At 63.5% G+C, this 17407-nt stretch carries 13 protein-coding genes; 7 read left to right on the top strand and 6 right to left on the bottom strand.

Translation table 11 applies throughout. The features are described 5' to 3' along the window. Window positions 1-237: 237 nt before the first annotated feature. The 6 genes from BUS42_RS12960 (at window position 238) to lpdA (ending at window position 9529) form a co-directional block, all read left to right on the top strand. Entirely contained in the window at window positions 238-1086 is an 849-nt protein-coding gene (locus BUS42_RS12960) for a menaquinone biosynthesis family protein (RefSeq protein ID WP_074307271.1), read from the top strand. A gap of 161 nt (window positions 1087-1247) precedes the next feature. Further along, window positions 1248-4085 carry an aconitate hydratase AcnA gene (gene acnA, locus BUS42_RS12955; protein WP_074307270.1) on the top strand — a complete coding sequence of 946 codons (2838 nt, stop codon included), beginning with the start codon at window positions 1248-1250 and terminating at the stop codon, window positions 4083-4085. A 485-nt stretch (window positions 4086-4570) separates the two neighbouring features. After that, window positions 4571-5581, top strand: a complete 1011-nt coding sequence (pdhA, locus tag BUS42_RS12950; RefSeq protein ID WP_074311007.1) for a pyruvate dehydrogenase (acetyl-transferring) E1 component subunit alpha — start codon at window positions 4571-4573, stop codon at window positions 5579-5581. A gap of 2 nt (window positions 5582-5583) precedes the next feature. Further along, window positions 5584-6564 (top strand): pyruvate dehydrogenase complex E1 component subunit beta, encoded by a 981-nt coding sequence (locus tag BUS42_RS12945; protein WP_074307269.1) that lies wholly within the window; start codon window positions 5584-5586, stop codon window positions 6562-6564. Between the two features lie 197 nt (window positions 6565-6761). Continuing rightward, the gene (locus BUS42_RS12940; RefSeq protein ID WP_074307268.1) at window positions 6762-8033 is read left to right on the top strand and encodes a dihydrolipoamide acetyltransferase family protein; all 1272 of its coding nucleotides are present in this window, start codon (window positions 6762-6764) and stop codon (window positions 8031-8033) included. A gap of 110 nt (window positions 8034-8143) precedes the next feature. Further along, window positions 8144-9529, top strand: coding sequence for a dihydrolipoyl dehydrogenase (gene lpdA, locus BUS42_RS12935; RefSeq protein WP_074307267.1), 1386 nt, complete (start codon window positions 8144-8146; stop codon window positions 9527-9529). A 312-nt stretch (window positions 9530-9841) separates the two neighbouring features. Here lpdA and BUS42_RS12930 read toward each other — a convergent pair whose 3' ends face one another. Next, a complete protein-coding gene (locus BUS42_RS12930; RefSeq protein WP_074307266.1) occupies window positions 9842-12322 on the bottom strand; it encodes a tetratricopeptide repeat protein in 2481 nt (826 codons plus the stop codon). A 724-nt stretch (window positions 12323-13046) separates the two neighbouring features. Here BUS42_RS12930 and BUS42_RS12925 point away from each other — a divergent pair. Next, window positions 13047-13667, top strand: a complete 621-nt coding sequence (locus tag BUS42_RS12925; protein WP_074307265.1) for an ATP-grasp domain-containing protein — start codon at window positions 13047-13049, stop codon at window positions 13665-13667. 288 nt (window positions 13668-13955) lie between these two features. Here BUS42_RS12925 and BUS42_RS12920 read toward each other — a convergent pair whose 3' ends face one another. The 5 genes from BUS42_RS12920 to BUS42_RS12900 form a co-directional block, all read right to left on the bottom strand. Continuing rightward, window positions 13956-14360, bottom strand: a complete 405-nt coding sequence (locus tag BUS42_RS12920) for an HNH endonuclease (RefSeq protein WP_074307264.1) — start codon at window positions 14358-14360, stop codon at window positions 13956-13958. Window positions 14361-14364: 4 nt separating this feature from the next. Beyond that, window positions 14365-14664 carry a hypothetical protein gene (locus tag BUS42_RS12915; protein ID WP_074307263.1) on the bottom strand — a complete coding sequence of 100 codons (300 nt, stop codon included), beginning with the start codon at window positions 14662-14664 and terminating at the stop codon, window positions 14365-14367. Window positions 14665-15139: 475 nt separating this feature from the next. Beyond that, window positions 15140-15445 (bottom strand): hypothetical protein, encoded by a 306-nt coding sequence (locus BUS42_RS12910; RefSeq protein ID WP_074311005.1) that lies wholly within the window; start codon window positions 15443-15445, stop codon window positions 15140-15142. A gap of 179 nt (window positions 15446-15624) precedes the next feature. Continuing rightward, entirely contained in the window at window positions 15625-16665 is a 1041-nt protein-coding gene (locus BUS42_RS12905) for an LLM class flavin-dependent oxidoreductase (RefSeq protein ID WP_074307262.1), read from the bottom strand. Between the two features lie 166 nt (window positions 16666-16831). Beyond that, entirely contained in the window at window positions 16832-17365 is a 534-nt protein-coding gene (locus BUS42_RS12900; protein WP_074307261.1) for a hypothetical protein, read from the bottom strand. Window positions 17366-17407 lie beyond the last annotated feature (42 nt).

Below are 17407 nucleotides of genomic sequence, written 5' to 3'. Positions count from 1 at the left end.
GGTTGCTACAATGGGTCGCGGGGAAACCCGCGACCTTCTGATGGGTGAACGGCCGATGCCCTATCGTGGGGCTCGGCCTTCCCTTTTTTTTTCTTTCTTCCAGACTCTGGACGGACCGCCTCCAGGCGATCGACCGGCGGGAGTCTTCGGTTTTCACGGCCGGCCTCGAGGGTGAATCCCAATCACCGACCCAGAGCCGATCGTTGAACTCCACTCACAGGGAAAGCAGCCACCGCTATGAACCTCGACGCCGGCCGCACGATTCGGGTAGGACACAGCCCCGACTCGGATGACGCGTTCATGTTTTATGCACTGACTCAGGACAAGCTCGATACCGAAGGGCTGCACTTCGTCCACCAGCTCGAAGACATCGAGACCCTGAACCGACGCGCCTTGAACGGTGAGCTCGAAGTTTCTGCCGTGAGCATTCACGCGTTCGCGCATCTGGCCGATCGCTACGCCCTGCTGGCGTCGGGTTCGAGCATGGGGGACCGCTACGGCCCGACCGTGATCACCCGCGAGCCGGCCACCCTCGACGACCTCCGCACCAAGACGATCGCGATCCCAGGGCGGCTGACCACAGCCTACCTGACGCTCCAGCTCCTGCTCGGCAAGGACGTCGCGGTCACGGTCATGCCGTTCGACCAGATCCTGCCGGCCGTGGCCGAGGGCCGGGTCGACGCCGGCTTGATCATTCACGAAGGCCAGCTCTATTACGGCGATCGCGGACTCCACAAGGTGGTCGACCTGGGGCAGTGGTGGTTCGAGGAGACCGGCCTGCCCCTTCCCCTCGGAGGCAACGTCGTTCGGAAAGACCTGGGTGACGAGCTCGTCGTGACGATTGCCAGGCTCCTCAAGGAGAGCATCGTTTACGCCCTCGAGCATCGCCCGGAGGCCCTCGAGTACGCCCTTCAGTACGCACGCGATCTCGACCCGGCCCTGGCCGACCGGTTCGTCGGGATGTACGTCAATGACTGGACCGTCGACTACGGACCGAAGGGCCGTGAGGCCGTTCGCACCTTGCTCGCGCGCGCGGCCGAGGCGGGGCTGATTCCGGCCGGGCTCGACGTCCAGTTCGTGGGCTGATTGGACGGGGAGGGGCCCCTTGACCGCCTGAGTCGAGGGGCCGCCAGCGTCAGGTTGAAACCGGCTCTCCGTAACGAGATGATAGAAAAAAGAGAAGAGGGTGGTCGCGATGTCCCCCGCGCGGCCACCGTTGAGAACTTCGGACCAAGGTTGAATTCAAGATGCCCAACAGCTTCAATTCTCTCACCACGTTCAAGGTGGATGACCACTCGTTCCGGATGTACAAGCTCGGCGCCCTCAAGGCGGCCGGTCTTGATGTGTCACACCTGCCTTTCTCTTTGAAGATCCTCCTGGAAAACCTTCTACGCAACGAAGACGGCACCACGGTCACCGCGGAAGACATCGAGTCGTTGGCGAAGTGGGATCCCAAGGCGATCCCGTCCCGCGAGATCGCGTTCCGGCCGAGCCGCGTTCTACTCCAAGATTTCACCGGCGTCCCGGCCGTCGTCGACCTCGCCGCGATGCGCGACGCCATGAAGCGCATGGGGGGCGATCCCAGGAAGATCAACCCGCTCCAGCCCGTGGAACTCGTCATCGACCACTCGGTGCAAGTCGACGAGGCCGGAACCCCTCGCGCGTTCCTGACCAACGCCGAGCTCGAATTCCAGCGGAACCGTGAGCGGTACGCGTTCCTCCGCTGGGGTCAGAATGGGTTCAAGAACTTCCGCGTGGTTCCCCCCGACACCGGCATCGTCCACCAGGTCAACGTCGAGTACCTCGCTCGCGTCGTCTTCAGCTCCGACGACGTCGACAATACCGAGACGGCCGGCGCAGCGCTCACCTATCCCGACACGCTGGTCGGTACCGACTCGCACACTACCATGATCAACGGCCTGGGCGTCCTTGGCTGGGGCGTCGGCGGGATCGAGGCCGAGGCGGCGATGCTCGGCCAGCCGGTTTCGATGCTCGTGCCCCAGGTCATCGGCTTCAAGTTCACCGGGACGCTCCCCGAAGGGGCGACCGCGACCGACCTCGTCCTGACCGTGACCGAGATGCTCCGCCGCAAGGGGGTGGTCGGCAAGTTCGTGGAATACTACGGCGCTGGCCTGGCCAATCTGCCTCTGGCCGACCGGGCGACCATCGCCAACATGGCCCCCGAGTACGGGGCGACCTGCGGGATCTTCCCGGTCGACGCCGAGACGCTCCGCTACCTCGAGCTCTCCGGCCGTCCCGCTCCGCTCATCCGGCTCGTCGAGACTTACTGTCGGGAACAAGGGCTCTTCCACGAGCCGGGGACTCCCGAGGCGGTCTACTCCGATACGCTCGAGCTCGACCTCTCGACCGTCGAACCCAGCCTGGCCGGTCCCAAGCGCCCGCAGGACCGCGTGCCCTTGCGGTCCGCGAAGGCCGGTTGGCAGACCGCGCTCAACCAGATGCTCGAGAGTCGGCCCGCCTCGTCCAAGGCCAAGGCCGGCGCTTCGCTGAGCCCCGAACACAAGAGTGAGACCCGGCTCGAAGGTGAAGGCGGGGGCGGCACCGCGGTCGGCGTCGAGGACCCGACGGCCCCGGCGGCGGCGTACAGTCCGCTCCGCTCGGGCTACATCACGAACGGCTCGGTCGTGATCGCGGCGATCACGAGTTGCACGAATACGTCGAATCCGTCAGTCATGGTAGCGGCCGGTCTGCTTGCCAAGAAGGCCGTCGAACGGCATCTTTCGACCAAGCCATGGGTCAAGGCGAGCCTCGCTCCCGGTTCCAAGGTCGTGACCGACTACCTTCACGACGCCGGGCTCGACGTCTACCTCGATAAACTCCGGTTCAACCTCGTCGGCTACGGCTGCACGACCTGCATCGGCAACTCGGGGCCGCTCTCGCTGGAAATCTCCAAGGCGATCCATGACGATGACCTCGTCACGGCGGCCGTCCTGTCGGGTAACCGCAACTTCGAGGGGCGGATCAACTCGGAAGTCCGCGCCAACTATCTCGCCTCTCCCCCCTTGGTCGTGGCCTACGCCCTGGCCGGCACGATGGACATCGACCTGGCGACCGAGCCGCTCGGCGATGACCAGCACGGCAAGCCGGTCTACCTGAAGGATATCTGGCCGACCCAACGCGAGGTCCAGGACACGATCCTCAAGTCGGTCCGCTCCGAGATGTTCCGCAAGCAGTACGGCGAGGTCTTCCAGGGCGACGCGCAGTGGAACTCGCTGCCGATTCCCCAAGGGGACCTTTACGAGTGGGACGACAACTCCACCTACGTTAAGAATCCCCCTTACTTCGTCGGCATGCCCGACCAGCCGGCCCCGATCACCGAGATCAAGGGCGCACGGGCGTTGGCCGTGCTCGGCGATAGCATCACGACCGACCACATCTCGCCGGCCGGCTCGATCAAGGTGCAGAGCCCGGCGGGGAAGTACCTGATGGAGCACGGCGTGCACGTCGCCGACTTCAACTCGTACGGCTCGCGACGCGGCAACCACGAGGTCATGGTCCGCGGGACGTTCGCCAACGTCCGCCTGAAGAACAAGCTCGCGCCCGGGACTGAAGGGGGCTTCACCCGCTACCTGCCCGATGGCGACGTGACCTCGATCTTCGAAGCGTCGGAACGTTACGAGGCCGCGGGCGTTCCCTTGGTCATCCTGGCGGGCAAGGAGTACGGCTCAGGGTCGTCGCGCGACTGGGCGGCCAAGGGGCCGAAGCTGCTCGGGGTCCGGGTCGTGATCGCCGAGAGCTACGAGCGGATCCATCGCTCGAACCTGGTCGGCATGGGCATTCTCCCGCTTCAATTCGGCGCGGGGGACAACGTGGAGAGTCTCGGCCTGACCGGGGAAGAGATCTTCGCGATCGAGGGGCTCGCCGAGGGAATCGCCAACGGCTTTGCCAATGGTCGCGAGGTGAAAGTCGTGGCGCAACGGGCCGACGGCCAAACCCACCACTTCACCGCCACGGTCCGGATCGACACGCCCCAAGAGATCCGCTACTATGAACACGGCGGGATCCTCCCTTACGTGCTCCGACAGTTGCTGTCGGGCCGCGAGGAAGTTCCGGCCGCGAGCTGAACCTGATCGTGGGTCGCTCCCTGATTGCAGGGAGCGATTTCGCTTGGTTGAGCCTTCGCCGACTTGGCCCGGCCGAAAAAGTCGGGTCTCGTCGGAGCGGGAATCGCACGCTCGAGAGAGGGACTCGACCTCACTTAACCTGAAGGTCGATCCTCCTTTAAGGCGCAATCCCTTCCGACCCCCCCGAAAGTTTTCCGGCCCTGCCTGGAACAAAATACCGCCTTTTAGGTAAGATGATTCGGTCGAAGTCTTTCTAGCGATCCACCTCTCCGCGGACAGTTGAGAGGGCACGGATGTTCGCAGTGCTCGCCAGGTTGGTCAAGGAGGCGGCGCTTCGTGGTTGGCGAGCCGCGCCCCCAACCACGGGGTGGTCCCCAAACCCCCTCGATCCCGGCGTCGAGTCGATACCGCCTCGCGTTGCCACGCCGATTCGCGATGTTCCACGGCAACCGCCCGGCCTCCGATCCAATCAGGAGTCGTACGACATGTCCCAGTTGCAGACCGAAACCAAGCCCGTGGTCAGCCGAAACCAGGCGCTTGGTTGGCTGCGGCAGATGATGACGATCCGCCGGTTCGAGGAACGGGCGGAGATGATGTACCAGAGGCAGAAGATCGGTGGCTTCTTCCACCAATACAGCGGCCAGGAGCCGGTGGCCGTCGGTTCGATCGGGGTGCTCCGCGAGGATGATTACATCATCACCGCGTACCGCGATCACGGCCATGCCCTGGCGCGCGGGATGACGGCCAACGCGGCGATGGCCGAATTGCTCGGCAAGGCCACGGGCTGCTCACGCGGCAAGGGCGGCTCGATGCACTTCTTCGACGCCGAGAAGGGCTTCATGGGCGGCCACGCGATCGTCGGCAGCCACGTCCCGCTGGCCGCCGGGTTTGCCTTCGCGGCCCAGTATCGGGGCACCGATCAGGTGGCCCTTTGCTACTTTGGCGACGGTGCCATCAATCAAGGGGCCTTCCACGAAGCGCTCAACATGGCCGCCATGTGGAAGCTCCCCGTCATCTATATCGTCGAGAACAACGGCTACGCGATGGGGACGTCGCTGGAGCGCTCGTCGGCGGTAACCGACCTGACGATCCGGGGCGGAACCGCTTACGGGATCCCCGGGATCTCGATCAACGGCAACGACATCGAGTTGATGGCCAAGACCACCCTCAATGCCGTCAACCGCGCCCGGGCGGGCGAGGGGCCGACGTTCATCGACGCGCAGACCTACCGTTATAAAGGCCACTCGATTAGCGACCCGGCCAAGTATCGGCTCAAAGAAGAACTCGACGAGGCCCACCGCAACGATCCGATTCTCGTCTACCAGGCCGTGCTCAAGGATCGCGGCTGGATCGACGACGAGACGATCGAGCGGTTCGCCGAGGAAATCAAGCACGAGATCGAGGCGAGCATCGAGTTCGCCGAGCAGAGTGAAGAGCCGACGGCCGACGCGCTGTATCAGGACGTGACCGTGGCCCCGTTCATCCCTCAGGAGTGACCATGTCCGTTCTTGCCTATCGCGAAGCCCTGAACCAGGCGATGACCGAGGAAATGGAGCGGGACGACCGCGTCTTCCTGATGGGAGAAGAGGTCGCCCAGTACGACGGTGCGTACAAGGTCAGCCAGGGCATGCTCAAGAAGTTCGGGGCCCGCCGGATTGTGGACGCGCCGATCTCGGAGGGGGGGTTCTCCGGGATCGGGATCGGGGCCGCGATGGTCGGTCTCCGGCCGATCATCGAGTTCATGACGTTCAGCTTCAGCCTGGTGGCGATCGACCAGATCGTCAACAACGCCGCCAACATGCGCTACATGAGCGGTGGCCAGTTCGCCGTGCCGATCGTGTTCCGCGGGAGCTCGGGCATGGCCGGCTGCCTGGCGGCCACCCACTCGCACCGGCTCGAGGCCTGGTACGCCCAGGTCCCCGGGCTCACCGTGATCTTGCCGGCCACTCCCGCCGACGCCAAGGGGCTGCTCAAGAGTGCGATCCGGTCGGACGACCCGGTCGTCTTCATCGAGCATGAAAACCTCTACGGCGACAAGGGAGAGGTGCCCGACGGCGAGCACTTGGTCCCGATCGGGAAGGCCGATATCAAGCGTCCGGGCTCGGACGTGACCTTGATCACCTATTCCCGGTCGCTCAAGACGACCCTCGCGGCCGCCGAGAAGCTGGCCGAGGACGGGATCGACGCCGAAGTGATCGACCTTCGGACGATCCGCCCGCTCGACATGGACACGCTGCTCGGCTCGGTCCTCAAGACCCACCGCGCCGTGATCGTCGAGGAAGATTGGCCCTACTGCGGCCTGGGTGCGGGAATTTCCGACCGGATCATGCAGGTCGCCTTCGACGAATTGGACGCCCCGATCCGCCGCGTCTTCACGAAAGACGCACCCATCCCCTACAACCGAGCGCTCGAAGCGTCGATGCTGCCAACGGTTGCGCGGATCGTGGATTCGGTGAACGACGTGCTCTACAAGAAGTGACTCGACCGGTTCTCGGCCGCCCATCGCGGCCGAGAACTCGGCCCCTCCTTGAACCGCACCCCATAATACGACTATTGCGGCGGGCCTGTTTCACCAAGCAGGCCCGAGCCGTATCGATCCAAATCTGGGGCGAAGCGATCGATCTCGCCCATTGACTCTAGGAATGCGACGACGGCGACAGCCGGGGAGATCATCCTGTGCCCATCGAAGTGACGATGCCCAAGCTCAGCCCCACGATGGAGAGCGGGGTCCTCAGCCAGTGGCTGGTCAAGGTCGGCGACCAGGTCAAAGAAGGTGATCTTCTGGCCGACATCGAGACCGACAAGGCCACCATGCCGATGAAGGCGTTCGACGACGGGATCGTCGCACACCTCGACTACGCCGTCGGCGACGAGATTCAGCTCGGCGATCGGGTCCTGGTCCTCGCCCGCAAGGGAGAAGACGCCAAGCAGGTCGCGGCGGGCCTGGTGGGCAAGAAGGCCGCCGGTGCTGCCTCCAAGCCCCAACCCGCGACGAATGGCGCGGGCAGCAATGGCCAGGACGCGCACGAAGCGACCGAGGCCGTGACCGTGGCGGCTCAGGGCAGCGCAAGCCAAGGCGGCCGGATCAAGTCGAGTCCGCTGGCGCGGAAGATCGCGGCGGCCTCGCAGGTCGACCTCGGGAGCGTTCCCGGGAGCGGACCCGGCGGCCGGGTGGTTCGGAATGACGTGGAGCTCTTCCTCAAGTCACGTGGTTCAGCCGCCTCGCCCACGGCGCGGTTGGCCGCACCGACCCAGACGCACGCCGCCGAGCGGATTCCTCACACGAGGATGCGCAAGACGATCGCCCAGCGCATGGTCGAGGCCAAAAAGGTCGCTCCCGAAATTCACGTGACCGTGGATATCCGGGCCGACGCCCTCGTGGCGGTCCGCGAGCAATTGAACAAGCAGCTCGCTCCCGAGAAGATCAAGCTCTCTCTGGGCGACTTCGTCACCAAGGGGGTCGCCCTGGCCCTCCGCCGTCACCCCGGCGTCAACGCCTCGTACGAGCCCGACGCGATCGTCCGCCACGGCGAGGTCAACGTTGGGATCGCCGTCGCGCTCGATGGGGGCCTGATCGTTCCCGTGCTTCGCAATGCCGACACGCTCGGTCTCCGCGAAGTCCGGCTCGGTAGCGACGCACTCGTGCAGGCAGCTCGGAGCAACAAGCTCTCACCCGAGCAGATGAGTGGCGGGACGTTCACGATCAGCAACCTCGGGATGTATGGCGTCCGTCAGTTCGACGCCATCTTGAATCTTCCCGAAGTCGCCATTCTCGCCGTCGGGGCCGCCGAGAAGAGGCCCGTCGTTCAGGGGGATTCGCTGGTGATTGGCACGGTGATGACCGTGACCCTCACTGCCGACCACCGCGCCGTCGATGGTGCCTTGGCCGCCGAGTTCCTCCGGACTCTGAAGGGTTTCCTCGAAGAACCAGCGTCGATGCTCCTCTAAGGCCCAGATCGATCTCAGTCGGGCGCGCGAGCCACGTCGTTTCCCTTCGGGGAGAATGGCGTGGCTCACACGCATGATCGGGAGCCGCTCGTTTTCCCTCGAAGGTTTTCATGGCATACGACTACGACATTGTGGTGATCGGTGGCGGTCCGGCGGGCTATGCGGCAGCGATTCGTGCCGCGCAGCTCAAGAAGCGGGTCCTTTGCGTGGAACGCGACAAGCTGGGGGGGATCTGCCTCAACTGGGGCTGTATCCCGACCAAGGCGTTGCTGACCAACGCTCACCTCGTCGACCTCATCAAGAACCACGGCAAGACGTTCGGTTACAGTGGGGAGGCCACCTGGGACTTCTCGCAGATGATCGCGCGCAGTCGCGGCGTTGCCAGCAAGCTGAACAAAGGTATTGAAGGCCTGTTCCGTAAATATAAGGTGGCGTCCAAGCTGGGCACCGCCAAGGTGATCGCGCCCAACACGGTGCAGGTCGGCGACGAGAAGATCACGGCCGAGTCGATCGTGGTCTCGACCGGCGTGCGGCCTCGTCCCCTGCCCGGGGCCGAGTTCGACGGCAAGACGATCCTCTCGTACAAAGAGGCGATGAGCCTGCCCAAGCAGCCCAAGTCGATGCTCATCATCGGCGCCGGCCCGATCGGCCTCGAGTTCGGTTACTTCTACAACGCGATCGGCACCCAGGTGACGGTTGTCGAACTGTTGGATCGAATCTTGCCGGGCGAGGACGAAGAGGTCTCTCAGGGCCTCCGCGAAAGCCTGACCAAGCGTGGCTTGACGATCCACACCAGCTCGAAGACCGGCAAGGTCGAGAAGACCGCCAACGGCGTCAAGGTCGAGGTCGAGACACCCAAGGGCAAGCAAGTCATCGAGGCCGAGACGATGCTCGTCTCGATCGGCGTGCTCGGCAATGTCGAGAATCTGTTTGCCGACAGCCTGAAGGTCGAGCTCTTCAAGAACCACATCAAGGTCGACCCCAAGAACGGCTACCAGACCAACGTCAAAGGCATCTACGCGGTGGGCGACATCATCGGCCCCCCCTGGTTGGCCCACGTTGCGCACCATGAGGCGATCTGCTGCATCGAGCGGCTCTGCGGCCATGCCGATCACACGGTCGACTACACGAATGTCCCGGGCTGCACCTACACCGATCCCGGCGTCGCGAGCGTCGGCCTGACCGAGAAGGCCGCGCGCGAAGCGGGGCACGAAGTCCGGGTCGGCCGGTTCCCGTTCTTCGCCAGCGGTCGTGCCGTCGCGTCCGACGAGACCGAAGGCTTCGTCAAGCTCATCTTCGACGCCAAGTACGGCGAACTGCTGGGCGCTCACCTGCTCGGTTCGCAAGCGACCGAGTTGATCGCCGAGCTCGTCATGGCCAAGAAGCTCGAGGCGACCGAGGAAGAGATCATCCAGGCCATGCACCCCCACCCGACCTACTCCGAAGCCGTGATGGAAGCGGCGGCCCAGGGGCTGGGAGCATCCGTCCACATTTGATGGGATGACGGAACGACCAGGCCGGAACGCATGAGTGGTCCGCCGATTGAGTTTCATGTCGGGCCGGCCGAGCGCTTTCAGAAGCCCGGCCGGCCCGTCGTGTTGGGTGGGCATGGCCCTCCATCTTTGTCCTCGCTTCGACAGCGATTTTCGCTCGCGTTGTGCACAAGGCGAGGAAAGAGGGGTGGCCCTGGCAACAGAACAGGTTGTCCTCAACCCGTGAGCAGAGGCCTGGGATTTGGGCTTACGGATTGGGTACGATTCGTGGCGTCCAGGGTCTGTGTGTGTGTTTGTGAAAATGCATGTTGAAATCTATTTGTTTTTGTCGATCCATTGGTGCCACATCGTACGGTAGGCATTTTCGAGGTTTTTCGTCCAGGTCTGGCCGTCGCCCATGGGCGAACAGTTCATCCTGGTGCGCATCGTGCGCCGAAGCTCGGCCAGATGGGTGCGATCGCTTGCGAATCGCTGGGCGATGTCGAGATACTGCTGAGGGGTTTCCGCGATCCAGTCGTTCAGGCCGAGGCAGGTCAAGACGCTGGCCGTCATGCGCCCCGCGTGGCGATTGCCTCGAAGGGTGACGATCGGCACGCCCATCCAGACCGACTCACAGGCGGTCGTGTGTCCGCTCCAGGGAAAGACATCGAGCGAGATGTCGATATCCTGATAGATCTGGTAGTGGTTGCCTCCCCCCTCGACGATGTTCCGGAGTTCGAGCCGGTCCGCGGTGATCCCTTGCGCCCGGAAGAAGGCTTCGATTTCTTCCTTGCGTTGCCCTCGTAGGTTATTGCGATAGAGCAGGAGTCGTGCGGTCGGAATCGACCTGAGCAGTTCGGCCCAGAGTTCGAGGACTCGCGAATTCAGCTTCGGGAGTTTATGAAGCGACCCGAACGTGACGCCTTGAGCCTGGAGTGCCGGGAGCGGATTGACTTCGGGGGCTTCCTCCGGCGGAGAGTAGCAACAGAAGACGTCGGGCAGGTGATACGGGATCTCGCTCGACCAGGTTGGATCGTCGGGCGGGTCGGCGATGGCATCCGTGAGCAAGTAGTCGATTGTGGCGAGGCCGGTGGTGTTCGGGTAGCCGAGATAGGTGACCTGAATCGGCGCCGGCTTATGGGCAAACAGGCCCATCCGGTGGCGTGCGGTGTGGCCGGAGAGATCCACCAGGATGTCGAGCCGATCGCGCTGGATCAATTCGGCCACTTGTTCGTCATTCATGCCGTAGATCGGTCTCCAGGCGTCCGAGAGCGACTCGAGCTCCGCGGTCATGGCGTCGGGGGCGGTGACTTCGGAGTAACCGATCGGTTCGACCTGGCGGCGATCGTGGTGCCTGAGGACGTGTCTGAGGAAATAGGCCACCGGGTGGACCCGGAAGTCGGCCGAGACGTAGCCGACCCGGAGCGGACGATCTCGCGCTCGGTCGTGAGCCGAGCTCAGTTCGATCGTCGGGGCGTCCTCCTGCTGGCGCAAGCCCCAGCGGCGGTGTTCCGCGAGTAGGGTTTCGGGATCGGCCTCGGGGTCGTAGTTCAGGCCGTAGAGATAGCTGCTTTGCACCGGCCGGGAGTTGGGATCAACCCGCTCGGCCTCGCGGTAAGCCGCCAATGCCTCGGCGATATGCCCTTTCTCGATGAGGACGAAGCCGAGGTTGACGAGGGCCTCGGTCCGGTTCGGGTCGAGCCGGACCGCCTCGCGACTGCACGCCTCAGCCTCATCGAGCTTGCCGAACTTGCCGAGGACGCTCGTCAGGTTGACGTAAGGATCGACGAACTCCGGTTTGAGCTCGATCGCGCGGCGGTAGTTCGCCTCAGCCTCGGTGAGCCGTCCCCGCTCGCTGAGCGCAAACGCGAGGTTGTGGTGGGCCTCCGGCGAGTCGGGGGCGAGGGTGATCGCTTGCCGACACTGGGATTCGGATTCCTCGAATCGCCCCAAACGCGAGAGCACGCTTCCCAGGTTGTAGTAGGCCTCGACGAACCGGGGATCGAGCCGGAGGGCTGCGTGGAAGCAGGTGATGGCCTCATCCCACGTCCCCTTCTTCTCGAGGATGACCCCGAGGTTGTTGTGCGCCCCGGCGAAGCTCGGATCGAGCCGAACGGCTTCCCGGCCGCTCGTGACCGCCTCGTCGAGTCTCCCCATTTGCTTGAGCACCACGCTCATGTTGCTGTAGGCGCCTGGGAATTCGGGGCGGAGCCGAATGGCGGCCTGGTACTGCGCGACGGCCTCGTCGAACTGGCCGGTCATTTCGAGGAGGAGGCCGAGGTCATTGAGGGTCTCGGGAATCTCGGGCTTGATCTGGAGGACCCGCTGGAGCGAACGGATCGCTTCGTCCCACCGCCCTTGCTTCCGCAGGAGTACACCCAGGTGGCGATGGGCGTCCGCGAGGTCGGGCTTGAGCTCGACCACCCGGTGATCGCAGGCGATCGCCTCGTCGAGTCGTCCCAGGCGTTCGAACGTGACGGCCAGGTTTTTATACGCGTCGAGCGAGTTGGGTTGGAGCTGAACCGCGAGTCGAAAGCAGCGAACCGCGTCCTCGAGCGATCCGGCCTGGGCCCAGACGATCCCGAGCTGATTCTGGGCGTCGACATGATCGGGCTGGAGCCGGAGCGTCTGCTGGAACGCCCCCCGCGCCTCGGTCAGGTTGCCGAGTCCGTGGCAGGCCACACCCAGCAGATACCAGGCCGGGACATGCGAAGGCTCGGCCTGAAGAACCTGCCGGTAGGCCAGCTCTGCCTGAGCCACCCGGCCCTCCTGGTGGGCCAGCTTCGCCCGTTCAAACAGGCTCTCGATCGTTGCCATGGATGGTCCGTCCCTCTCACTCACCGTTCCGTGCGTCTGGTCCCGCCCACCAAGACGGAATCGGCCCCCACTATCGCGTTTTTTGAGACCCGTGATCGACACTCCCCGTCGGGTAAGGGGGACCACCACCCCGCGATCGCCGGAGCGAGTGGAACCTCCGACCCTGCCTCCACGGCTCGTTGAAGTTGCGGCGGATGTCTTCGGCCTCGGAAATCGGCACGTCGCCCGCATTTTTATCACAGATCCGCCATCCGCAGCTATCGGAACCCCAAGGCCGATCTGTTGAGTGGGCGACCCGACAAGCGAGAATCTCTGATTGGGCCTCTGCCCGGCTCATCATGAACCTTGCGAGCGTTGACTCCCTTGAGGAGTTGAGGAGGCTTCGCAAGCTGGCGTCGTCGTCTCGCTGATGTATCCTTGAATATCCGACCAAGCTCACGACGCCGGGGGATCAAGAGGGTTGCGGATCCCCTTGCTCCGGGGTGTCGTTTCTCAGATTCGAAGAGGGGTATGAGATGCGTCCGGTTTGGTTGATCGAGGCCGGCGTCTACGGGGCCGAGGTCGAGCCCTTGCAGGCCGAGATCCGCCGGCAGGGGATGACGGCCGATTTCGTGCCGCATCGGGCGCTGAAAAAGGGCTCCGAGGTCGTCGTCGAGGGACGGCCGCTCGGCCCAGAGGACTGCGTCATCGGATATGGGACCTACCCTTCGCGCGGCAGATCCAGTTGCATCGTCGTTGGCTCCCCGGGGCCTGGTGCAGTCCGGAGAACCTGGATTGCGCCACGTATTATGCTTATTTCGGCAAATTTCTCCTCAGTCAGAACTATGCCATCATGCCCGGCATCGAGGCGACTCGTCAGAGCGCCTGGTTGTTCTCGGCCTTTGGGAGGGATGGCGCCTTGTTCGTCCGCCCGACGGGGTGTCACAAGCTATTCGTAGGCCGGTGTGCCACGAAGGATTCTTTCGCCAGCGCACTGGCCCCCTCCCGGTACGACCCAACGACCCTCGTCGTCATCGCGGCACCCAGGCCGATCGCCCGGGAGTGGCGATTGATCGTGTCGGGGGATCGCGTGATCGGGGCCAGTCAATATGCCGTGGAGGGGGCACGCGGCATTGCTCCGGGTTCCCCCGGTGAGGTCCGCGAATTCGCCGAGGCCATGCTCGCGGAAGTGCGCTGGCGACCCGACCCGATCTTTATGCTGGATATCTGCGAGTCGGACGGTCGGCTCTGGCTGGTCGAATTGAATAGTTTCAGTTGCTCATGGCTGTACCAGTCCGACTTGGCTGAGGTGGTGGCCGAAGCGAGCGAACTGGCGGCCCAGGCGTGGGCGAAGCGCCTTTCGTAGTCCATTGACGAACGCCCGGTCGGAGGACGTTCCCCGAGCCCTTTCGGAGATGGGCTGGACAAGACAAGACCGCGGACACGCCATGATCGCTGGGTGCAACAAGTTGTACACAAGCCGTGAGCCAAAAACCCAGGCGATCCTTCACGGGTTGAGTCCAACCCGTGGCACCCAACGGCGATTGCAGCACCGCGGTCACCGATCAGAAAATCAAAGAAAGCCGAGACCAACGGCTTCGGTGCCAGTCCCTGTTCGCCGTTGACCGCCTCTCTTTAGACTCGGTCTGATATCTTACCGCGGCGGAAATGCGCCTTCCTCGATCAGCCCATCCCTGAGTTCGACTCGGTATTCGTCGTTGATGCGAAGCAGGGCGACAGTAACGCGGCCTACCGGCGTGCGGCCCAGGAGATAAGCCCCTTGCCAGAGGAAATGCCTTGCCCATTTGTGGCGGCGGGTGTTAAACAGCGGCGTCAACTTGCGTGTTTTCGGGTCCAGGCTGCCGATATCCGACCCCTTAAATGAGTTGCAGTAATAGCAACTTAAACATGAATTGTTGGTGGCCGTCGGCCCGCCGTGCTTGCGGGCGATGACATGGTCGATCTCAAAGCTGGCGTCGTCCGCCACTTGGGGCATCTGACAATATTCACAGCAATCCATCGCCCGCTGCCAAATCAGTCGCGTTAATGCGGCGTCCATGCGATCAGGTTTTCGGGTGATTCTGAAGCTTTACGCCGAGGGTGCGCCGGGCTTTGGATTTCAGGATGGAAAGCAGTGTGGTGGCCTTGCCGTATGCGTGCATTTCCTCCTTCTCGGCGGGTGACAGGGACTCGTCTTGATTCCGCACCGCCAAGTCGTGCATCCGGGTTTTATCCCGCTCGCTGACATGGAGATCGAGAATATAGCGTGCCAGATCCTTGGGAAGTTGGCCATTCTCGTTACCGAGGATACGGGCCAGGATCGTCACTTCGTTCTCGCTGGCATCGCGGGTCGCGGTGGCCATGGGTATTCCTCTGCATAAGTGCTGTCTGGAAGAGAGTATAGCACTTTAGCTCTCACGGAGAAACAGGGACGGTGCCGGGCGCCTCAGGCTGTCCGAATTTCCGGCGAGGCCTCATTTCGAAGCTCAATCGAGAATCGGCCCCATCCTGGTCCCGTCTCGTGATCGTCGGATTTTGTGGGTATCCCGGCGATGCCGGTCGCCCCTTTCTCCCCGTCGGTACGGTCGGCGTCGGATGCGCGGTAGGAAGTCGTTCCTCATCTTCCACTCAAAGGCCAATCGTAATAGACTGAAATTTCATTGTGCACTTGTTGAGTTCAGCGATTATCGCCCCTGGCTATGGAGGTACGGTCGTCCCTTCGGGGCTACGAAATGCGGACACCCCATGATCGCGCTGGACCAATGCGGCGGCGGCCGTCTTGGTCTCCGCGTCAGCTCACGGTACGGTTCCTGGCGCTTCCGGGTCGAAAATCAACCGTCAAGGGAGCGTGTGGGGCGGTTCGCCCACGGCGCGGGACCAGGGCTGTTCGCGACTGGCACGCCAGGCGTAGCTGCCTCGGGGGAGGTCGGCGAGTTCGAGGAGGCTGGGATCGAACTGGGTCATCTCGCCCAGATCCACGACGAGCGCATTCTCCTCAAGGACATGCTCGCCGTCCAGGAACTGCCAGGATCCATCGTCGTCGTCATGCGTGACCAGCAATAATTCCGACTCGCCACGAAGGATGCGGTCGAGGGTGATGACTTCGGTGCTCTCGTCGTCGGTGAACGTCCAACCGGTGTTCATGTCCAATTACCCGGCTCTTGAAGAGGGAACGGGCCACCCCTCGTTCGTCAGAAATCCCCAAAGCGCTGGCCCTTCCTGAGAAATCTCACTCCCGAGATCATAACGAATGTCGCGACGTGTATCAGTAGGACTTCGCCGCAAGAATTCGTCGTCGTTTCCCCAGGTCCACGTGACGCCCTTCAAAGCCGTGTCCGAGTGTTGTGTGCGGGGCAGGGCCTGGCGTTTTTGATCCGCGGCATCACGTCTTCCATGAGCCGTTGCACGCTGTCGCAGACCCGTTCATGGGACAGCCCGGCCCACCGGACCTCGACGTTGGCCACGTCGAAGGGCGACTGCTCGTGCAACCTGAGGAGTTGCCGCGCCACGGTCTCAGGGCCGCCGACGATGAAGTTAATCGGGTGAGCGCACAACGCTTCCGGATTGGCGGGTTCGCGGGTCTCGGCGGGAATCTTCCCCTCCTGGCGGAACCGTCGCCAGAGCGTCCGCAACGCCGGCTCCACGCGAGCGAAGGCGGTGGCATCGTCCGGGCCGACGAAGACCGGGCGGTTGGCTGCCACGAGCCCCGCGCCACCCGCCGCGCGATAGGCAGAGCAGTAGTCTCGATACTGCTCGGGTGTGCGCAGGTGAGAGAAAAGCATGTTGAAGCCAAGATCTCCGGCAATCCGTGCTGAGCCGAGGCTGTTGACCGCGACCCAGCAGCGGCCCGCCAAGCTCGCCGAGGGGACCGGCAGCGTGCGGTGCGGAGGCACGGAGAAGGCGTGTGGAGTGGTTCCAGACCAATCTCCGCTCCAGGCCGACTGGATCACGCGCAACGCCTCCGCGAACCGGGCTTGCCGCTCCCGGTCGTCGGCTACCGCGGAGCCGAACAAGGCCGACTCCTCGGGCGTGCTCCCACTGCCAAACCCGACCGCCATCCGCCCTCCCGTGAGGATGTCCGCTACGGCCACCTGCTCGGCGACGTCGAGCGGGTGATGGAGGTTGAGGCAGATGATCGCGGTCCCGAGGCGGATTTCTTGTGTCTGGCCGGCCAGGTGCAATGCCATGAGCAAAGGCGTGGGCAGGTGCCCCTGGTGCGCGTGGGCGTGGTGCTCGGAGAACCAGGCGTAGCGCACCCCGAGCCGATCGGCCCGGCGGACCAGGTCGGTCACTTCGGTAAAGATCGCCTCCGAGGGGCCGTCCAGTGGCCCTTCGAGGTGGTCGGTGAGCCCAATCGTGAACATGCGCGGGAGGATCCTCAAAGGTTCGATTCGTTGGCAGCCGCGGTGGCCAGCCTCGGGAGTGAAGTCCCTCGTTGTTCAATGCCGATACCCGCTGTTCCCTCGGACCGCGGGCGTCCCGTCCCCAAACCACTTGACGGATCTTCTCCGCCTCGAACGTGTTCGTGTCTTACTCCGTGTCGGAGATTGGCCGGACCTCCTCGATCGAGACGCCGAGCTTTTTCATGAAGCCTTCGAGGAAATGGAGGTAGCCCTGAGGATGGAGAGTCTGAGAACGCCAGAGATCGAGGGAATGGAGAATCGTCCTCAGAACCCCGATCAGGTCGTCACGACCGGGCATTTCCCCTTTCTCCTCCAGGATTTCCCAGTTTCGGCGGATGCTCTCAATGACTAACTCCTCTTCGTTCCCTTCGACGACGGTGATCACGTTGGATTTGAAGAAGTGCGGGAGCGGCCCTTTGCGCATCTGAATCACCATCCGTTCGATCGCCGCCTCGATCAGGTCGTCGGTCAACTCACGACCGCAGATGACATACGACTCGTAGATGCCGACCTCGGTCCGAAATAGAATCGGTGCGAATTCTTCGGTTTTGTATTTCCGTCCCGAGTAGGCGAGCTTCTCGTGCTTGCCGGTCCGCTCGGCACGTTGCTTGAGCTTGGCTTTGCGCTTCTGGTCGTGGCTCAGTCGGTCGCGCTTGCCCACCAAACACCTCCACGTTCTGAACCCAGAGGATTCCGATGCGTT

Origin of the sequence: Singulisphaera sp. GP187, from assembly GCF_900129635.1 — a bacterium.
Lineage (GTDB): Bacteria > Planctomycetota > Planctomycetia > Isosphaerales > Isosphaeraceae > Singulisphaera.
This window is presented reverse-complemented; position numbering and strand designations above follow the sequence as displayed.